Source organism: Thioalkalivibrio denitrificans (assembly GCF_002000365.1).
Taxonomy (GTDB): Bacteria; Pseudomonadota; Gammaproteobacteria; order Ectothiorhodospirales; family Ectothiorhodospiraceae; genus Thioalkalivibrio_A; species Thioalkalivibrio_A denitrificans.
This window is the reverse complement of record NZ_MVBK01000033.1, coordinates 1-17,327: the sequence shown is the minus strand read 5'-3', so window position 1 is coordinate 17,327 and position 17,327 is coordinate 1. Positions and strand designations below refer to the sequence as shown.

The 17,327-nt window shown below is 65.3% G+C and carries 15 protein-coding genes; 6 read left to right on the top strand and 9 right to left on the bottom strand.

The window, feature by feature from the left end:
- The first annotated feature begins 46 nt into the window (after positions 1 to 46).
- Positions 47 to 301: a hypothetical protein gene (locus B1C78_RS05565; protein ID WP_139349817.1), complete on the top strand. Its 255-nt coding sequence runs from the start codon at positions 47 to 49 to the stop codon at positions 299 to 301.
- Between the two features lie 255 nt (positions 302 to 556).
- Here the strand turns inward: B1C78_RS05565 and B1C78_RS05560 are convergent, their stop codons facing one another.
- Together B1C78_RS05560 and B1C78_RS05555 are read right to left on the bottom strand one after the other, a co-directional pair.
- Positions 557 to 1,975 (bottom strand): Glu/Leu/Phe/Val family dehydrogenase, encoded by a 1,419-nt coding sequence (locus tag B1C78_RS05560; RefSeq protein ID WP_077278161.1) that lies wholly within the window; start codon positions 1,973 to 1,975, stop codon positions 557 to 559.
- 104 nt (positions 1,976 to 2,079) lie between these two features.
- Positions 2,080 to 3,252, bottom strand: coding sequence for an MFS transporter (locus B1C78_RS05555; protein ID WP_077278160.1), 1,173 nt, complete (start codon positions 3,250 to 3,252; stop codon positions 2,080 to 2,082).
- A gap of 150 nt (positions 3,253 to 3,402) precedes the next feature.
- Here B1C78_RS05555 and dusA point away from each other — a divergent pair, with 150 nt between their 5' ends.
- Positions 3,403 to 4,416, top strand: a complete 1,014-nt coding sequence (gene dusA / locus B1C78_RS05550) for a tRNA dihydrouridine(20/20a) synthase DusA (RefSeq protein ID WP_077278197.1) — start codon at positions 3,403 to 3,405, stop codon at positions 4,414 to 4,416.
- A gap of 192 nt (positions 4,417 to 4,608) precedes the next feature.
- Here the strand turns inward: dusA and B1C78_RS05545 are convergent, their stop codons facing one another.
- Together B1C78_RS05545 and B1C78_RS05540 are read right to left on the bottom strand one after the other, a co-directional pair.
- Complete coding sequence (locus B1C78_RS05545; protein WP_077278159.1) at positions 4,609 to 6,039, bottom strand: cryptochrome/photolyase family protein; 1,431 nt, start codon at positions 6,037 to 6,039, stop codon at positions 4,609 to 4,611.
- Positions 6,036 to 6,992 (bottom strand): MerR family transcriptional regulator, encoded by a 957-nt coding sequence (locus tag B1C78_RS05540; RefSeq protein ID WP_245795326.1) that lies wholly within the window; start codon positions 6,990 to 6,992, stop codon positions 6,036 to 6,038. The genes B1C78_RS05545 and B1C78_RS05540 overlap by 4 nt, the downstream gene beginning before the upstream one ends.
- A 65-nt stretch (positions 6,993 to 7,057) precedes the next feature.
- On the opposite strand from B1C78_RS05540, the gene B1C78_RS05535 reads away from it, so the two are divergent.
- From B1C78_RS05535 to B1C78_RS05525, 3 genes are read left to right on the top strand one after another with little or no spacing between them, the layout of a single operon-like run.
- Positions 7,058 to 7,810, top strand: a complete 753-nt coding sequence (locus B1C78_RS05535; protein ID WP_077278157.1) for an SDR family NAD(P)-dependent oxidoreductase — start codon at positions 7,058 to 7,060, stop codon at positions 7,808 to 7,810.
- Positions 7,807 to 8,259 carry a nuclear transport factor 2 family protein gene (locus tag B1C78_RS05530; protein ID WP_077278156.1) on the top strand — a complete coding sequence of 151 codons (453 nt, stop codon included), beginning with the start codon at positions 7,807 to 7,809 and terminating at the stop codon, positions 8,257 to 8,259. The genes B1C78_RS05535 and B1C78_RS05530 overlap by 4 nt, the downstream gene beginning before the upstream one ends.
- Positions 8,260 to 8,315: 56 nt before the next feature.
- Positions 8,316 to 10,187, top strand: coding sequence for a thioredoxin domain-containing protein (locus tag B1C78_RS05525; RefSeq protein WP_245795325.1), 1,872 nt, complete (start codon positions 8,316 to 8,318; stop codon positions 10,185 to 10,187).
- A gap of 318 nt (positions 10,188 to 10,505) precedes the next feature.
- Here the strand turns inward: B1C78_RS05525 and B1C78_RS05520 are convergent, their stop codons facing one another.
- From B1C78_RS05520 to B1C78_RS18040, 5 genes are all read right to left on the bottom strand, one after another.
- Entirely contained in the window at positions 10,506 to 11,000 is a 495-nt protein-coding gene (locus B1C78_RS05520; protein WP_077278196.1) for a DUF302 domain-containing protein, read from the bottom strand.
- A 136-nt stretch (positions 11,001 to 11,136) separates the two neighbouring features.
- On the bottom strand, positions 11,137 to 11,685 hold the full coding sequence (locus B1C78_RS05515; RefSeq protein WP_077278154.1) for a C40 family peptidase: 549 nt from the start codon (positions 11,683 to 11,685) through the stop codon (positions 11,137 to 11,139).
- Complete coding sequence (locus tag B1C78_RS05510) at positions 11,663 to 12,487, bottom strand: hypothetical protein (RefSeq protein ID WP_077278153.1); 825 nt, start codon at positions 12,485 to 12,487, stop codon at positions 11,663 to 11,665. The genes B1C78_RS05515 and B1C78_RS05510 overlap by 23 nt, the downstream gene beginning before the upstream one ends.
- A 65-nt stretch (positions 12,488 to 12,552) precedes the next feature.
- Entirely contained in the window at positions 12,553 to 12,861 is a 309-nt protein-coding gene (locus tag B1C78_RS05505) for a segregation and condensation protein A (protein WP_077278152.1), read from the bottom strand.
- A 60-nt stretch (positions 12,862 to 12,921) separates the two neighbouring features.
- Positions 12,922 to 13,590 carry a P-loop nucleotide/nucleoside kinase family protein gene (locus tag B1C78_RS18040; RefSeq protein WP_425443961.1) on the bottom strand — a complete coding sequence of 223 codons (669 nt, stop codon included), beginning with the start codon at positions 13,588 to 13,590 and terminating at the stop codon, positions 12,922 to 12,924.
- Positions 13,591 to 14,805: 1,215 nt separating this feature from the next.
- Between B1C78_RS18040 and mrcB the strand changes: the two genes are divergently transcribed.
- Entirely contained in the window at positions 14,806 to 17,163 is a 2,358-nt protein-coding gene (gene mrcB / locus B1C78_RS05495; RefSeq protein WP_077278150.1) for a penicillin-binding protein 1B, read from the top strand.
- Positions 17,164 to 17,327: the final 164 nt, after the last annotated feature.

Sequence of the window (17,327 nt, the reverse complement as noted above, 5' to 3'; positions counted from 1 at the left end):
TTTCAACAACTCTGACCCCTTGGTTTCTCAGGTACAATGCCGCGCCATGAAAAAACGACTGCTTGCCATCATCGACACGGCGTCGCTCACGCCGCTGATCATTCTTGCCGTATTGCTGGGTCTGTCACCGTTCTATCCGGAGCCGCACCTGACGGAAAAGCTGCGCATGCTCTTCCAGGGCACGCTCACCCGCCCCCTGGACATCTTCGATCTGCTCATGCACGCCGCCCCCATCGTGCTGCTTGCCCTCAAGCTCTGGCGCATGCGCTGGCGTCAACAGCAGACCACAAGGTCCATGTAACCACGAAGGACACGAAGAAAGACATTTTCTCTCGCAAAGGCGCGAAGCCCGCCAAGAAAGGCTTGGTGCTCTTATGAGAAGGGGTTTCTGAGACTGCGGTCTTCTTGGCGGGCTTCGCGCCTTCGCGAGAGTCCTATAGGCGGCCTCTCCATGTCGCAGATATGCGAGGCAGGTGCCCATGTCACCAATGGCCCCCAATCCATTTTTTTCCAGAAAAAGCTTCGTGTCCTTCGTGCGCTTCGTGGTTAATAAGACCTAAACTCCCGCCAGTTCCAGACTGCCGCGTACGATCTTTTGCAGGGCGATGCGGTAGGCGGCGGTGCGGTAGTCGTATTCGCCGTCGTTGCTGGCCTCGAGGATCTCCTGGAAGGCGGTGCGCATGGTGTCGTCCAGGCCGGAATGGACCAGGTCGGTTTCGCGCGCGCCGCGGACCAGGGCGGTGTGCATCCAGTCGGGGACCTGCTCGCCGGTCATCAGCTCCAGTGCGGAGACCATGTGCTGGCCGCGCATCTCGTCAAAGCGGCGCTGCAGCCGGCCGAGGCGGATGTGGGACAGGTTGCGGATCCACTCGAAATAGGACACCACCACGCCCCCGGCATTCATGTAGACATCGGGCAGGACAGAGACGCCTTTCTCGCGCAGGATCTGATCCGCGTCAAAGGTGATGGGGCCGTTGGCGCCCTCGGCGATGACCCGCGCCTTGATACGCGGCGCATTGTTGCCGTGGATGACCCCTTCGAGCGCGGCAGGCACGAGGATGTCGCAGTCGTGTTCAAGCACGATGGAACCGGGCTCCACGAACTCCACGCCGGGGAATCCTTTCACGCCGCCGGTCTTGGTCATGAACTGTCGGACATCCTCCACCGGCAGACCCGCCTCGCTGACGAGGGCACCGTCCTGCTCGATGATCCCCGTGATCAGGGCGCCGTCCTCCTCCTGGAGGAACTTGCCCAGGTGATAACCCACGTTGCCAAGGCCCTGGATGACCACGCGCTTGCCTTCCAGGGAACCCGTCAGCCCGGCGTCACGGATGGCGGACGGATGCCGGAAAAACTCGCGCAGCGCAAACTGGATGCCGCGCCCGGTGGCCTCCAGCCGGCCGCGGATGCCCCCGAAGTGCAATGGCTTGCCGGTGACACAGGCGGCGTAATTCAGATCCTCGGGGTAGAGGTTCTTGTAGGCATCCATGATCCAGGCCATTTCCCGCTGGCCGGTGCCCACGTCGGGGGCAGGGACGTTGGTGGCGGGGCTGAGGAAGCCCTTGCGGGCCATCTCCTGGGCGAATCGGCGGGTGATGCGCTCCATCTCGTCCCGGTCATACTGGCCGGGATCGATGCACAGCCCCCCCTTGGAACCCCCAAAGGGCACGTCCACCAGCGCGCACTTGTAGGTCATGAGCGCGGCCAGCGCCTCGGTGGTCTCCTGGTCCAGGGTGGGGGAGTAGCGCAGACCGCCCTTGGCGGGCAGGCGGTGCGTGCTGTGCACTGCGCGCCAGCCGGTGAATACGCGCACCTCACCCCGGATCTTCAGCGGGAAGGAGACCTGCAGGATCGCGTTGCAGGATTTCAGGGCCCGATCTACACCGGGAGGTAGGTCCAGGCCGTCCAGCGCCTTGTCCACCATCAGGGCCACGCTTTGCATGAAGTTGGGGGACGGCGCTGAATCTCCTGCCATGTGCTTGCCTCCTGGGTGGTATGGCTTCGGGTGTCTACAGCCTAGCAGATCGCCGGTGCAGGCAGTGCGTGACCGCACCGCCCCGGTGTCTGACATCGCAGCCGTCAATTTGACGGAGTTTGCGCGGTTCTGCCCAGTATCCACAGGGCCGCAAACGCGCACAGGCCGAGCGCGGACGAGATCACCAGCACGCCCATGTTGAAACGCTCGATGAGCAGCGCGAACACGAACGGCGCCCCGGCCTGGGCGAATCGCGCCGGCGCGCTCAGGAGCCCCATGCGATGGCCGTAGTCCCGGGGGCCGAAGATGGCCAGCGGCACGGTCCCCTTGGCGATGGAGAGGATGCCGTGACCGGCGCCGTGGAGCAGGGTGAAAAACACGGAGGCCGGCGCACCGAGCACCATGATGGCCGCGGCGCCCAAGGGATGCGCAAGACTGGCCAGCTTGCTGGCAAGCAGAGGGTGAAAACGGCGCAGCACCAGGTAGTCGAACAGCCGGGCCGCGACCTGGGCGGGCCCTATCAGCGCGGCGACGCCCACGGCTGCGGCGGGCGTCAGGCCCGCATCCTGAAGCAGCCGCGGCAGGTGGGCGGCCATGGCGGTGCCGATGAACCAGGCGATGGCGAACACGAAGGCGATCAGGAGCAGGGAGCGGTCGAGCACCACGGAACCCGTGGTATGCAGTTCGCGCGGGGGCGCAGGGGGCTGGACCTTGCGGGGCAGGAGAAACCGGTTGATCGGCAGCCCCACGAACAGGTGTGCGGCGGCCCAGACGAGGCATGCCGTCCGCCACCCGGCCCCGGCCTCGATCCAGGCGGTAATCGGCCAGAAGACGGTGCTCGCGAAGCCAGCCATGAGGGTGACGCCGACGATGGCCCCGCGTGCCTTCTGTCCATAGATGGCGGCCAAAGTGGAAAAGGCGCCCTCGTAGAGCCCCATGGACATGCCCAGCCCGATGACGAGCCAGCCGGTGACCATCCAAGCAGGGTCCTGGGCAAGGCCCAGGACCAGCAGGCCAAAAGCGAATATCACGTTGGATCCGGCCAGCACATGGCGGCCGCCGTAGCGGTCGATACGGCGTCCCGCAAGCGGTCCGAACAAGGCCGCAAGAACCAATGCCGCGGAAAACGCGCCGAACACCCAGCTGGCCGGGATGTCGAACTCACGGGCCATGGGCAGGGCCAGGATCGCGGGCAGGTAGTAGGTGGTGCCCCAGGCCAGGGTCTGGGTGCTGCCCAGGGCAAGCACTGTGGCCGTGTGTGAGTCAGCCCGAGTCATTGCACCATCACGCTGCGTGCCGGACAGTCACGGGCCCGGCCGGCAGGGCCGTTCTGATACCCTTGGGGGCGTCACGAAGGTGTGCGCCACGCACTTAAGTAATAATGTACATTAAATAAGTCGCTTATCATATTATTATTATTGGTATTTATGCCCAGGAAATTGCCATCCCCCAACAGGGTTTCGGTCGCGCCGATGATGGACTGGACGGACCGGCACTGCCGGTACTTTCTGCGCCTGATCACCCGTCACACGCTACTGTACACCGAGATGGTGACCACGGGTGCGCTGTTGCACGGCGATGCCTCGCGCCTGCTCGCTTATCACCCGCACGAGCATCCCGTTGCCCTGCAATTGGGCGGCAGCGAGCCCGGGGAACTTGCGGCCTGTGCCCGTCTCGCCGAGGCACAGGGTTATGACCAGGTGAACCTGAACGTCGGCTGCCCCTCTGACCGGGTTCAGTCCGGCCGTTTCGGTGCCTGTCTCATGGCCGAGCCGCAACTGGTGGCGGACTGCGTGGCGGCGATGAACGCGGCCTGCGCCGTGCCCGTCACCGTCAAGACACGCATCGGCATCGATGATCGCGACGCCTACGAGGACCTGGTGTCCTTCGTGGATACGGTCCGCGCCGCCGGTTGCCGGACGTTCATCGTCCATGCGCGCAAGGCCTGGCTTCAGGGCCTGAGCCCCAGGGAGAATCGCGAGATCCCACCGCTGCGCTACGACGTGGTGCATCGGCTCAAGGCGGATTTCCCGGATCTGGAGATCATCCTCAACGGTGGCCTGCAGGATCTGGACTCGGCAGCGGAACACCTCGGGCGCCTGGACGGCGTCATGTTCGGGCGCGAGGCCTATCACAACCCCTACATGCTGGTGCAGGTGGACCGGCGCGTCTTCGGTGACGACCATCCGGTGCCGACGCGCCACCAGGTGGTGGCGGACCTGCTGCCCTATGTCTCCGAGCGCCTGGACGAAGGCGTCCCGTTGCAGGCCATGACGCGCCACATTCTCGGCCTGTTCCAGGGCTGTCCCGGCGCCCGCGCCTGGCGGCGCCATCTCAGCGAAAACGCCCACCGGACCGGTGCAGGCATCGAAGTGATCCGGGCCGCCGCCGCTCGCGTGCCCGTCCCGGGCGACGGCGAGACGCTCAGTGCAAGTGCGTGATTGTTTTTGCCACAGAGGGCACAGAGGTCACAGAGTTTGAAAAGCATTACCCGTGCAAACCGGTGGTGAAGCAGTCCGACCTGATTGCACAGGACCCTCATCGTGTAATGGTCCGTTGGGGTTCGTTCCTCACCCCAACGATCCAGTCGTTTTTTCTCTGTGACCTCTGTGGCCTCTGTGGCAATCAAGATTTCATCCCGCCGACTTGATCATTTCCCACCGTTCCAGCGCGTGGCGGCGGCTTTCGGCAAGGTCCACCAGGGGTCTCGGGTAACTGTCCCCCAGGCGCACGCCTGACGCCTCCAGTACGTCCTGCGGCGCCTCCCAGGGTTTGTGAATGTAGCGGGCCGGGAGCCTGGCCAGTTCCGGTACCCACCTGCGCACGTAATCGCCCTTGGGATCGAAGCGCTCGCCCTGAAGCACGGGGTTGAACACCCGGAAGTAGGGTGCTGCGTCGGCGCCGCAGCCGGCGGTCCATTGCCAGCCGAGGGTATTGTTGGCTAGATCCGCGTCCACAAGGGTGTCCCAGAACCACTGAGCGCCCGTCAACCAGTGCGCGCCAATGTTCTTTGTGAGCAGTGAGGCGACGACCATGCGTGCCCGGTTGTGCATCCAGCCTGTGGCCCAGAGGGCGCGCATGGCTGCATCCACCAGGGGGATCCCGGTTCGGCCCCGCCGCCACGCAGCGAGTGTCTTATTGTCTACCGCGGTCCACGGCACCTCCCTGAAACGCGGATCCAGGGGCTCGTCCGTTGTTTCGGGGAAGTGATACAGAAGATGGTGCGCGAACTCCCGCCAGCCGATCTCCCGCAGAAAACTGTCGACGCCCTTACTGTCACGTCGGTCCCCGGCCACCTGGCAGGCGGCCGCCACCTGACGCGGACCGATCTCACCGAAGTGCAGGTGAGGGGAAAGGCGGGAACTGCCGTCGCAGTCGGGACGGTTGCGCAGGTGGTCGTAATCCCCCACCGCCTCGTCCATGAAGTCCGCAAGCCGCGCCAGGGCGCCGGTCTCGCCGGGGGTCCAGAGTTCTGGAAATCCGGCATCCCAGTCGAGATCAGGGAGCAGTCCAATCGAGTCGATATCGGCGCCCTCCGGGAGGTCCGCCGGGGACGGAACCCGCTTCGGCGCCGATCTGACGTCAGCGGGGACTCCCAGCGCGAGGCATGCCTTCCAGAACGGTGTGAAGACCTTGTAGGGATCGCCGTCCTGTTTGGCCACGGTCCGCGGCTCGAAGAGCAGGGCGGCATTGAAACTCTCGGCCCTGACGCTGGCGGCTCGCAGGGTCTCCTTGATGCCCTGGTCCCGCCGGATCAGGGCCGGGTCGTAGAGCCGGTTCCAGAGCACCTGTCCGGCACCCGTCTCGCGGATCAGGGACTGCAGCATTGCGAGGCTCGCGCCCTGGCGAATGATCAGGTCGCTACCCCGGCTGCGCAGATCCGCCCTCAATGCCGTCAGGCTGTGATGCAGCCACCAGCGGCTTGCCGCCCCCGGTGCCCAGTCGCCTTCCTCTTGCGGTGCATGGATGTAGACGGGAATCACGTCGCCGTCGCTGATACCTCGAATCAGCGCCGGGTTGTCGGTCAGGCGCAGGTCGCGCCTGAACCAGAGGAGAGTTTTCATCGTGCGAGGTGTTCATGGAGCGCGACGGCGGCCTTGTCGGGATCCGTGCCCAGACTCACGATGTCCTTAACGCCCAGACCTGGAGGCAGGGACTCGAGGCCACCGCCGAGGGTGCAAAGCACACCGTGGGCCCTGTCCCATGACTGGCAGAATCGAGAAAGGCGGGTTGCGTGGCCGGGTGTGCGCTCGCTGTAGAGGATCACGGCGCGGGCGTTTGCCTTGCCCGCAAGTGTGCCCAAGCCACCCAGCGGCACGCCGGGACCGAGCAACCGCGCACCGATGCCCTCGCGCCGGCAGGCGAGGGCAAACCGCAACAGGCACAAGTCATCCGGCGATTCGTCCAGGGGCACGACGACGACGGTGGGGCCGACGATGGACGGACTCATCTGCCTGAGCCTGGTGTTCAGCGTCTGCCGGAGCCAGCGGCTGAGAAAGGACAGTTCGGCTGCCGCCGCCTGGTCGCTGGCCGGACGCTCGCGCAGACTGTCCCGCACCGGCAGTGCCAGCTGCAGGATCATCGTATCCAGGGAAAACAGCGACAGGGCGTCCTCCCAAACCTGAGACACGGCCGACTCATCAAGTATCCCCACGGCTTCCCGAAGGCGCATGCGATACGCGTTCCAGGCCGGGTCTCCCGGCCCGCTCGCTTCGGGTTCGGGCGGGGCCGGGGCCTTGCGCGCATCCAGAAGCTGCCCGACCTGTCCGATGGAGACGCCTTGGTCCAGCAGGCGCAGGATGTGCCGGATGAGCTCAATGTCCTCGCCGCTGTAGAGCCGGTGGCCCTTGGGGGTGCGTTTCGGGCGAATCAACCCGTAGCGGCGCTCCCAGGCGCGCAGGGTCACCGGATGCACGCCCGTGAGGCTGCAGACAGTCCGGATGGGGAACAACCCCTCTTCCGTCGGGAGGTCGTCGATGGGTTCGATGGGGACGGCCATAGCGGAATTGTACAACATTTGTATAAACTATCCAGTCCAAGCATCCTGGCGGCGCCCGGCGCTGTCTCCCATGAGGAACACCTATGCACACACCCCTGGCCTGGATCGTGGGCGCGAGCAGCGGCATCGGCGCAGCGACCGCGCGCCGGCTGGCCGGGTCGGGCTGGCGGGTGGCGGTGACCGCCCGGCGGGCGGAGCGACTGGAGGCCCTTTGTGCGGATCATCCCGAACGGCTCTTCGCCTGGCCGGGCGACGTGACCGATGCGCAAGGCCTCCGGGAGCTGGTCCGGGCGCTGGAGACCTCACTGGGTCCTGTGGATCTCTGCATCCTGAATGCGGGCGACTATCAGCCCATGCGGCTGGACCAGTTCGACGTGGCGTTGTTTCGACAGCTCATGGAGGTCAACTACCTGGGCGTCGTTCATGCCCTGGCGGCCATCATGCCCGCGATGCGGGCCCGGGGCAGGGGCCAGATTCTCGTGACCGCCAGTCTCGCGGGCTACCGCGGTCTGCCCGGTGCGGCGCCCTACGGCGCGACCAAGGCGGCGCTCATCAGCCTTGCGGAATCGCTGCAGCCGGAGCTGGCGGCGGACGGGGTGGCCCTGCGTCTCATCAACCCGGGGTTCGTGAGGACGGCCCTCACCGACAGGAACCGGTTCTCCATGCCGTTTCTGATGACCAGCGAACAGGCGGCAGACGCCGTCGTGCGCGGCCTGAGGCACCGCCGCTTCGAGATCCGGTTTCCCTGGCGATTCGCCGTGATCATGTCGCTCCTGCGCTGCCTGCCGAACGGCCTCTACCTTCGCCTGACGCGACGCATGGTGGCATCGTCATGACGGACACGGACCTGGACCGTCGGTTGGCGGACTATGCTCGCTTCTTCGAGGCGTTGACCCCGGAGGGCCTCGGGGAACTGGACGCGTACTTCACCCCGGATGCCCGGTTTCGGGATCCCTTCAACGATGTGCGTGGCGTGCCCGATATCCGGGGGGTGTTCGAACACATGTACCGCGTGTGTCCGGAACCCCGCTTCCGTGTGCTGGAACGGGCTCGTACCGGAAACATCGCGCTGATACGCTGGCGATTCACGGACGGCGCCGCCGCGGGCCGTCGCATGGCCCTGAACATCGAGGGGGTCAGTCGTGTCCAATTCGACGCACGGGGCCGCGTGGTGGAGCACGTGGATTACTGGGATGCGGCGGCCCAGGTGTACGAGCGTATCCCCGTGCTCGGCGGGATACTGCGCCTGCTGCGCAGGCGCCTTTCGGCGTCGGGAAGGGCCTGAACGGAAGAAATCGGCGGTCCATCGCGTCCCTGCACGAGAGCCCAAGAAAGAAAGACATGACAGGAATCAACATGCGCCTTCCCACGTCTCGGCTTCTCCTGCCCTTTCTCCTGCTTGCCCTCGCGGCGCCCTCCAAGCTGGTCGCTGACGACCTGGGCATGGTCAACAACATGGGTGACAGCCCCTCGCCCTACCTGAGGCTGCACGACGATGATCCGGTGCTCTGGCAGGCATGGGAGGACGCCACGCTGGAGCTGGCACGTGAATCGAACCGGCTGCTGCTGGTGTCTGTGGGTTACTTCTCCTGTCACTGGTGTCACGTGATGCAACGCGAGAGCTTCAAGAACGAGGAGATCGCCGCCCGCATCAATACGCACTTCGTGCCCGTGAAGGTGGACCGCGAACTGGATGCCGCGCTGGACGGGCGCCTCATGAACTTCATCCACGTGACGCGCGGCTTCGGGGGCTGGCCCCTGAACGTCATCCTGACGCCGGATGGCTACCCGCTGGTGGCCACCGTGTACATGACACCGGATGACTTCGACGGATTTCTGGAACGGGTTCATGGGCACTGGCAGGAGGAAGGCGACCAGCTGCGCGTGGTGACCCGGGAGGCGGCCCGCGAACTGGCCGAACTGGAGCGTACGCGTCAGGCGCCGGTGCCGGACGCGGGCCTGGACGAGATGCTGGACCGGATGCTCAACGCCAAGCGGGGCATGGCGGACAAGATGAGCGGCGGCTTCGGCAACCAGAGCAAGTTCCCCCAGGCGGCACAACTGCGCGTGCTGGTGGAATCGATGCGGCTCCGTGATGAACCCTGGGTACGGGAGTTTCTCACCGTAACGCTGGACGAAATGATGCACCGGGGCCTGCGGGATCACCTCGGGGGCGGCTTCTACCGCTACACGGAAGATCCGGAATGGCAGGTGCCGCACTTCGAGAAGATGCTCTATGACAATGCCCTGCTGGCCGAACTCTATCTCCTTGCGGCCGAGGCTCTCGACCGGGACGACTACCGTGCCGTTGGCCTCGAGACGGTTGAGTTCATGCTTGAGCGCATGGCGACAGGGCGGGGCGATTTCGTGTCCAGTTTGTCGGCCGTGGACGACCAGGATGTCGAGGGCGGCTATTACCTGTGGGACAAAGACGAAGTCCGCGAACGGGTGGGCGAGGAGGCCTGGGCTGTGGTGGAGCCCGCCTGGGGTTTCGACACCACGCCCATCCTGGAGCATGGCTACCTTCCCGTTCAGGCACGTCAGCCTGGCGATGTGGCGAACATGCTGGGGCTCGAAACAGCACAGGTGAAGGCGCTGCTGGAGGAGGCGCGCACGCGTTTGCTGGAAGCCCGGGCATCCCGCGTGCTCCCGGTGGACGACAAGGTCGTGGTGGCCTGGAACGGTCTGACCCTGTCCGCTCTGGCCAGGGCGGCACCCCACGATGAAACGGCGGCACGCGCCGGCGCAGCCCTGCATGAACGGGTTATGGCGGCCATGTGGCGTGACGGTGAATTGCCGCGGGCCCTGGATGCCGAGGGCGTGCCGGTGGGCGAGGGCGAACTGGAGGACTATACCTTCGTGGCGCGGGGTCTGGCCGACTGGGCAAGCTACACGAATGACCGCGACGTGTGGGAACAGGCCGCGGAAGTGGCACTCGCGGCCTGGACATACTTCCACAACGAGGATGGATGGCGCCCGACCCGCGTGCCGGTGCTGCCCGGATCGCCCCGCCTGGTGCACCTGGAGGACACCCCGCTGCCCTCGACCAGCGCGACCATGCATGAAATCACCGCGCGCATCCTCCGCCACACGGAAAACCGTGAACTGGCCGAACGTGCCGAGCGCGCCGAACGACGCGTCACCCGCAACCTTCTGGAGTCACCGTTCGTGCATGCCTCGCAGATCCTCTATCTCCACGAGTCCCAAAACTAACCTTACAAAGCGAACCGCGAAGGAACGCGAAGGGATGCACGAAGGACGCGAAGAAAGACATTGTTCTCTCGCGAAGCCGCAAAGTACGCTAAGAAAAGCTTGATGCTTTCATGACCAGGGGTTTCTAAGACCCATGATTTCCTTGGCGTGCTTTGCGGCTTCGCGAGAGTCATCAAGGCGGACTTTCCATGGCCCCGATGTCCGGGTCCAATGGGGAGTTTGCATATGGCCTCATCCCCAGAATACTTTGCGTCCTTCGCGCATGCCTTCGCGTTCCTTCGCGGTTCGCTTTTCGAAGCCCGCCACTTCTCCCGATTACTAGAACGCGTCCAGGGTTTCCTGGGTGATTTCTTCCAGGAGGTCTTCGACGGCCTGGAGGGATTTCTGCGAGGCCTCATCGCCCACCAGGGGCGGGCGGCGGTAGGAGACGTACACGCGATCTGGTTCGGCCTCGGTGACGTATACCACCACGATGTACGGGCAGAAGACGATGTTGTGCACGTCAGCTTCCATGGTGCGGCGGGAGATGATGGCGCTGCAGAACTCGTAGGCCTGACCTTCCTTGTAAATGGACTCACCGCCCACATCGGCGGCCGTGCGCTGGAGCATCGCGGCGATGTGGGCCACGTTGTTGACCACGATGCCACGGTTGGTGATGGCCATCTCCAGCGCCTCGCGGTAGGTCTCGAACTCGCCTTCGATGGAGTACACGCGCATGTGCTCCGTCTCCAGGTCCGGTTCTTTGGCCACTGTTGCCTGGACGAACGCGGTCGTGACGAGCAGGACGAGGACGGTGACGATAAGGCGCTTCATTGTGGTCTCCATGTGTTTCCGGGTTTCACCAGGCGTTCCATGAACTCCGTGCTCGCGGAACGGGGACTGTGGGTTGGAATGTCGACCGCCAAGAATAACCTATCCCGACGGCCATGAACGGGGACTGAACAGATCGCTATTCCGCGAAGAAATGCCCGGCATGGAGCAGTCGCGGGGCCCAGTAAGGGTGATCCAGCCGTTCCACGTGCACATGACCGCCCGAGGAGGGCGCATGAACGAAGCGGTTCTCGCCCACGTAGATGCTCACGTGCGAAGGCTTGTCGTCGTCGATACGAAAGAACAGGAGGTCGCCGGGCTTCAGCCGGCTGATGTCCACGCGGCGCGCGTGCTCGGACTGGACGTGGGTCTGGCGCGGTATGCGGATCTCCGCCGCGCCGTGCGCGTAACGCGCCAGCCCGCTGCAATCGAACCCCCGGGGCGTGTCGCCCCCGAAGCGGTAAGGCGTGCCCACCTGTGCCAGCGCGACGGCCACCACCTGGTTACGGGAGGCATCGGATGCCGTTACCGCGCGATCCTGCAGCGCCGAGGCGGCAGGAGGTCCCGAGGGCGTCGCACACGCATTCAGCAGGGCCAGTGCCGCCGTCGCGGCGAGCAGACGGAGGCTGTTGCCCAGGCCGGAGCGGGTCCGGCCCTGACGGGCATCAGAACGGATCCACGCGCTCATAGCCCGACGGGATGCGGAACAGGTCAGCGGACAGCGTGTCGCCCGAGACGGACTCCAGCTGGATCTCCGTACCGTCCTCCAGGTTGCGCACCATGACGGGCACGCCGTCCACCTTGGGAAGCATCTCGGTGCCCATGTCGGCGGCAAACGGACCGCCCATGGACATGGCGATCTCCGCGAGGCTGTGCATGAATTCGAACAGGACCTGCATGGTCGCAAAGTCCCCGCCCGACATGCCCACGTCGCCCGGCCTTGCCACACACAGTTCGTTGGTGCGCGTTCCCTCCAGGTACACGTCCAGGCGCTCGCAGCGCACGCCGCCAATGGTGTCCGTCTCACCCGTGGGACGGGTCTCCAGGGTGGCGATGTCGGGTACCGGAACGTCCTCGCCGGACAGCATCGCCGGGTCAATGCCCATCTGCCGCATCTGCTGCTCCATCATGCGGCGCTGATCGGGCGGCATGTGTTCCATCTGCTGGCGCATCTGCTGCAGGAACTCCTGCTGCATTCTCTGCACCTCGCCCGCCTGCGAACGCAGCCCGTCCTCGGTGAGCTGGGCGTAACTGCGTTCTTCGTCGATGACCATGGTCAACGTGCGGGCGTCCCGGTCGAACAGGCTGTAGACCATGGACCCGTCCTCCTCCCGCTCCTCCATGCGCACCATGTTGCCCTTGATCATCACCGTGCTGCCCGTCGCGCCGCCCTCGTCGGTGTAGCGAAGCGCGATGTCCGCCTGCGCGATGGGCGCAAGGAGAAGCGCCAGAACGAGTGTCATTGCGGGAATCAGGCGCCTATCTGCCATGAGATCACTCCATGTTGTGCCGCGCGCCACACGTCCACCGTGGGGCGATGCCGGGACCATTCAACTCAGGATTTGGGATTTTTGCGCAGCGTATCGACGTTGATGTGCACAACGGTATCGCCCTTCTTCGGCTCATCCACGTAACGCGGCCGCATGTTCATTTCCTGGCCCAGCGCCTCCGCCAGTTCCTGCTGGCGCTCGACGATCAGCGACAGGCAGTCGCGAATGTTGTGGATGGTCTTGTCCGTGAGCGGGTGCTTCATCCCCGGGGGCGTGTTCGTATCCCGGGCGACGTCGGTCAGCACCGTCTGCATGATGCGCAGGATGCGCTGTTCCTTGGTGAGTTCGGCTTCGGTGGGGTCGTGGTCGGTCATAGCGGTGTGTCCGTATGGGCTGGGCGTCGACGTCAGGCGAGGGATCGCGGGACGCGCCGGTTAAGGAATAGGGTCCATGATAGCATCCGGCGACGCCATGCGTCGTTTGATGTCCTCCAGCGGAAGTCTGTCCTTTTCCGTATCGATGGCCACCACGGGCTCGTCCGCACCCGGTGGCTCCGCGGTCTGCAACTGGTGCTCCAGCACGGCGAGGCCGGCGTCGGACGCATCTCTGTCTTCGGATTCCCGCTCGCGGATGCGCTTTCGCAGCACCTCCACCGGGGCGCGGTAATCCAGGATGCAGAAGGGCACACCGAGCCGCGCTGCAAGCCCGGCAAAGCGGTCGCGCCGACCGCGCTCCAGAAAAGTGGCATCCACCACCACCGCGAAGCCCGCCTCCAGGAGTCTGCCGGCCAGGTCGAGCAAATGCGTGTAGGTTTTTTCGCCCATGTCCCGTGAGTAGATGCCGGCGCCCACTCCGCTTCGGTCCCGATCCCCGCTTTCCAGCCCCGCGAGCCGCTTGCGCTCCACGTCGGAGCGGACACGGATCAGCCCCAGTTCCTCGACCAGGGTCTGGCTGCGCGTGGTCTTGCCGGAACCCGACAGACCGTGGTTGATGAACAGGGCGGGCGAACCGGGGCGCGTGAGCGACTCGGCGAGATCCAGGTAGTCGTGGCAATTCTCCTCGGAGCGGCGGCGCTCGCCATCGCTCAGACCCTCTTGGGTCATGCGGATACCGGAGACCTTGGCTCGCACCATGGCGCGATAGACCTGGTAGAAACGCAGAAGCCTGAGGCCGTCGTAATCCCCGGTGCGTTCCAGCCAGGCATTGAGAAAGCGATGCGCATGGGGGGTGGCGTCCCGGTCCAGCAGGTCCATGGTGACGAAGGCCACTTCGCTGATGATGTCGATCCAGCGCAGGGCCTCACTGAACTCGATGCCGTCGAACACCAGCACCCTGCCGTCCACGTGCGCCATGTTGCCCAGGTGCATGTCGCCGTGACATTCGCGCACGAACCCCTGCCGGTGGCGTTCGTCCAGTGTGGTCTCCAGTCGATTGCAGGCATCATGCGTCCACTGGCCGAGTCGGTGGAGTTGTTCGAGTCTCTCCGGCACCAGGATTCGCGGCCGCAGCTGCTCGAAGTTGTCCTTCATGGGGGCGCAGACCGCCGCCGGTGCCCCGAGCTTGCTGTCCGGTTGCGCACGGGGAATGCGGTCGTGGAAATCCGCCACGCACTCGGCCAGTTCGTCCATCCAGGCCAGGGGCAGTTCACCGCGTTCCAGCAGTTTGTCCATCTCACGGGTGTGATCGAAACGCGCCATGCGCACCGCGTACTCGAATGGCTCGCCGGCCCCGTCGAAGTCCGGTGCCTCCGGCTCACCGCTGAAACCGACCACGGCCTGGTACAGGTCCGGGGCCAGCCGGCGATTGATGCGCAGTTCCTCCTCGCAGAAGAACCGCCGCCGCTCCAGGGTGGAAAAATCGAGAAACCCCAGGTTCAGCGGTTTCTTCAGCTTGTAGGCGTACGCGCCCGCCAGGAACACCCACGAGATGTGCGTCTCGATGCACTCCACCGAATCCGCCGGATGGGGATAGGCCTCCGGCTGTTTCAGGGCCTCGATGAGCCGGCGCTGTTGGTCTTCCTGATCAGTCATGTTTCTGCGGACAATGCCTGTTTGGATGGAACGGGAATCCGTGGAATCGGTGAATGAAGCTGAAAAGCCAAAAAGCCAACCGCGAAGGAACGCGAAGGGTTGCGCGAAGGGCGCTAAGGTTTTTTCAACTATGACTTCCCTTGCGTCCTTTGCGTACCCCTTCGCGCCCTTTGCGTTCCGGCTTTTGACTTTGAATTGACGCTAACATGGTACAGCAGGGCTCACCGGAACGTCCCGGGACCGGGCGCACGGATCATTGGCCTGCAAACCATGTAGAATGCCCGCGCCATGGCACGCCGCAAACCCGCCCGCAAGACTCCCGTACGCCGCAAGTCCGCAGCCCGCCGACGCCGCAAGGTAAGGCAGCCGCGGCGTATCTGGCGCGGGGCGCTCCTTGGACTGCTGCTGGGTATCCTGGGTCTTGGCGGTTACACCGTCTACCTGGATTACGAGATCCGCAGCCAGTTCGAGGGCAAGCGCTGGGCCGTCCCGGCTCGCGTGTTCGCCCGCCCGCTGGAACTCTATCCCGGACGCGCCCTGGAGCCCGCGCAACTCACCCGCGAACTGGAACTGATCCACTATCGGCGCGGCGACGCGATCCGCGGCGGCGAGTTCCGGGAACAAGGCGGCCGCTTTCTCATCAGCACTCGGGGCTTCCCGTTCGCGGACGGAGCGGAACCGCCCAGGCGGCTGAGCGTGGAACTGCGCGACGGGCGCGTCCGGGCCATTACCGAGCTGGAGACCGGCCAATCCGCTTCGCTGGCACGCCTGGAGCCCGCGCTCATCGCCAACATCTATCCGCGCCACGGTGAGGACCGTGTGCTGGTGCGTCTCGACGAGGTACCGGAACTGCTGGTGGAGGCCCTGATCGCGGTGGAGGACCGCAAGTTCTACGAGCACCGCGGCCTGGATTTCTCCGCCATCGCCCGCGCGGCCCTGGCCAACCTGCGCGCAGGACGCACCGTGCAGGGGGGCAGCACCATCACGCAGCAGCTGGTGAAGAACTATTTCCTGACCCACGACCGCACGCTCAGGCGCAAGGTCAACGAGGCCATCATGGCGGTGCTGCTGGAGTGGCGCTACGAAAAGTCGGAGATCCTGGAGGCCTATCTCAACGAGGTCTACCTGGGCCAGGACGGGGACCGGGCGATCCACGGTTTCGGGCTGGCCAGCCAGTTCTATTTCCAGCGACGCCTGGACGAACTGCACCCGGAGCAGCTGGCCCTCCTGGTGGCCATGGTGCGCGGTCCGTCCTACTACGATCCCCGGCGGCGAGCTGAACGGGCCACGGCACGCCGTAACCTGGTCCTGGAGATCCTGGAAGGACAGGGCGCCCTGAATCCACAGGCGGCCGCCCGGGCCAGGACACGTCCCCTGGGCGTCAGTGTGCGTCCACCCTCGGGGGTGACGCCGTTTCCGGCGTTCCTGGATCTGGTGCGTGCCCAGCTGCGCCGGGATTACCGGGAGCAGGACCTGCAAAGCGAGGGCCTGCTCATCTTCAGCACCCTGGACCCGGGCATCCAGCTGGCCAGCGAAGGGGCGGTGGCCGATCGCCTGAACCGGATCGAGGGCACGCGCGGCCTGGAGGTGGGAACGCTGCAGGCCGGCGTGGTGGTGAGTGCGGTGGACAGCGGCGAGGTGCTGGCCGTGGTGGGGGACCGCAATCCCCGCCATGCGGGTTTCAACCGCGCCATCAATGCGCGCCGTCCGGTGGGTTCCCTCCTCAAGCCCGCCGTGTACCTCGCGGCCCTGTCCCGGCCGTCGGAATACACCCTGGCGACGCTCCTGGATGACGGCCCACTCACCGTGCGCCTGGACAACGGGGACGAATGGACACCGCGCAATTACGATCGCGAGCACCACGGGCTGGTGCCCGCGCTGGAGGCGTTGGTACATTCCTACAACGTGGCCACCGCCCGCCTGGGCCTGTCCCTGGGACTCGCGCCGGTCATCGAGCAACTGCAGCGCCTGGGTGTGAAGCGCTCGCTGCAGCCATACCCCTCGCTGTTGCTTGGCGCGGTGGAGTTCTCCCCCTTCGAAATGACCCATATGTACCAGTCCCTGGCTGCAGGCGGTTTCGAAACGCCGCCGCGGGCAATCCGTGAGGTGATGGACGCCGAGGGGCGATTGCTGAATCGCTATCCCATGGATCTGCGCCAGGCGGCGGATCCCGCGGCCGTGTACCTGGTGACTGCAGCCCTGCACGAGGTCACGCGACGCGGCACCGGTGCGGCGCTGAACGGCCTGCTCCCGGCGGACCTGCCGGTGGCCGGCAAGACCGGCACCACCGACGACAACCGCGATGCGTGGTTTGCGGGCTATGCGGGCGACGTCCTGTCCGTGGTCTGGGTGGGGCGGGATGACAACATCCCCATGGGGCTCTCCGGGGCCAGCGGTGCGTTGCCCGTGTGGGCAGACCTGATGCGGGGGATTTCCCGGCGCGGGCTGGACCCGATCCGGCCCGAGGGGATGGAGTGGCTGCTCATCGATCCGGCCAACGGGCTGCGGGCGGTGGAGGGTTGTGAGGGTGCCCTGTGGATGCCCTTCATGGCGGGTTCCGCGCCGGCCGGGATTTCCCCCTGCGCGGATGATGTCCCGTCCGCCGTGCGCGGCCCGTTGCGCTGGTTCCGGGAACTGTTCGAGTAGAGCGATGCACCGCCGGGGTAGGTCGCCCTTCAGGGCGACAGCTGCCGCCAGGTCAGGCACCGCCTGTCGGGCTGAAGCCCGACCTCAACAAGGCTTGACCGGGAACGGAGTATCTACAGGCTAGCTGTGATCTCTCAATACGTTGTTCATCCGGGCTGAGCTGC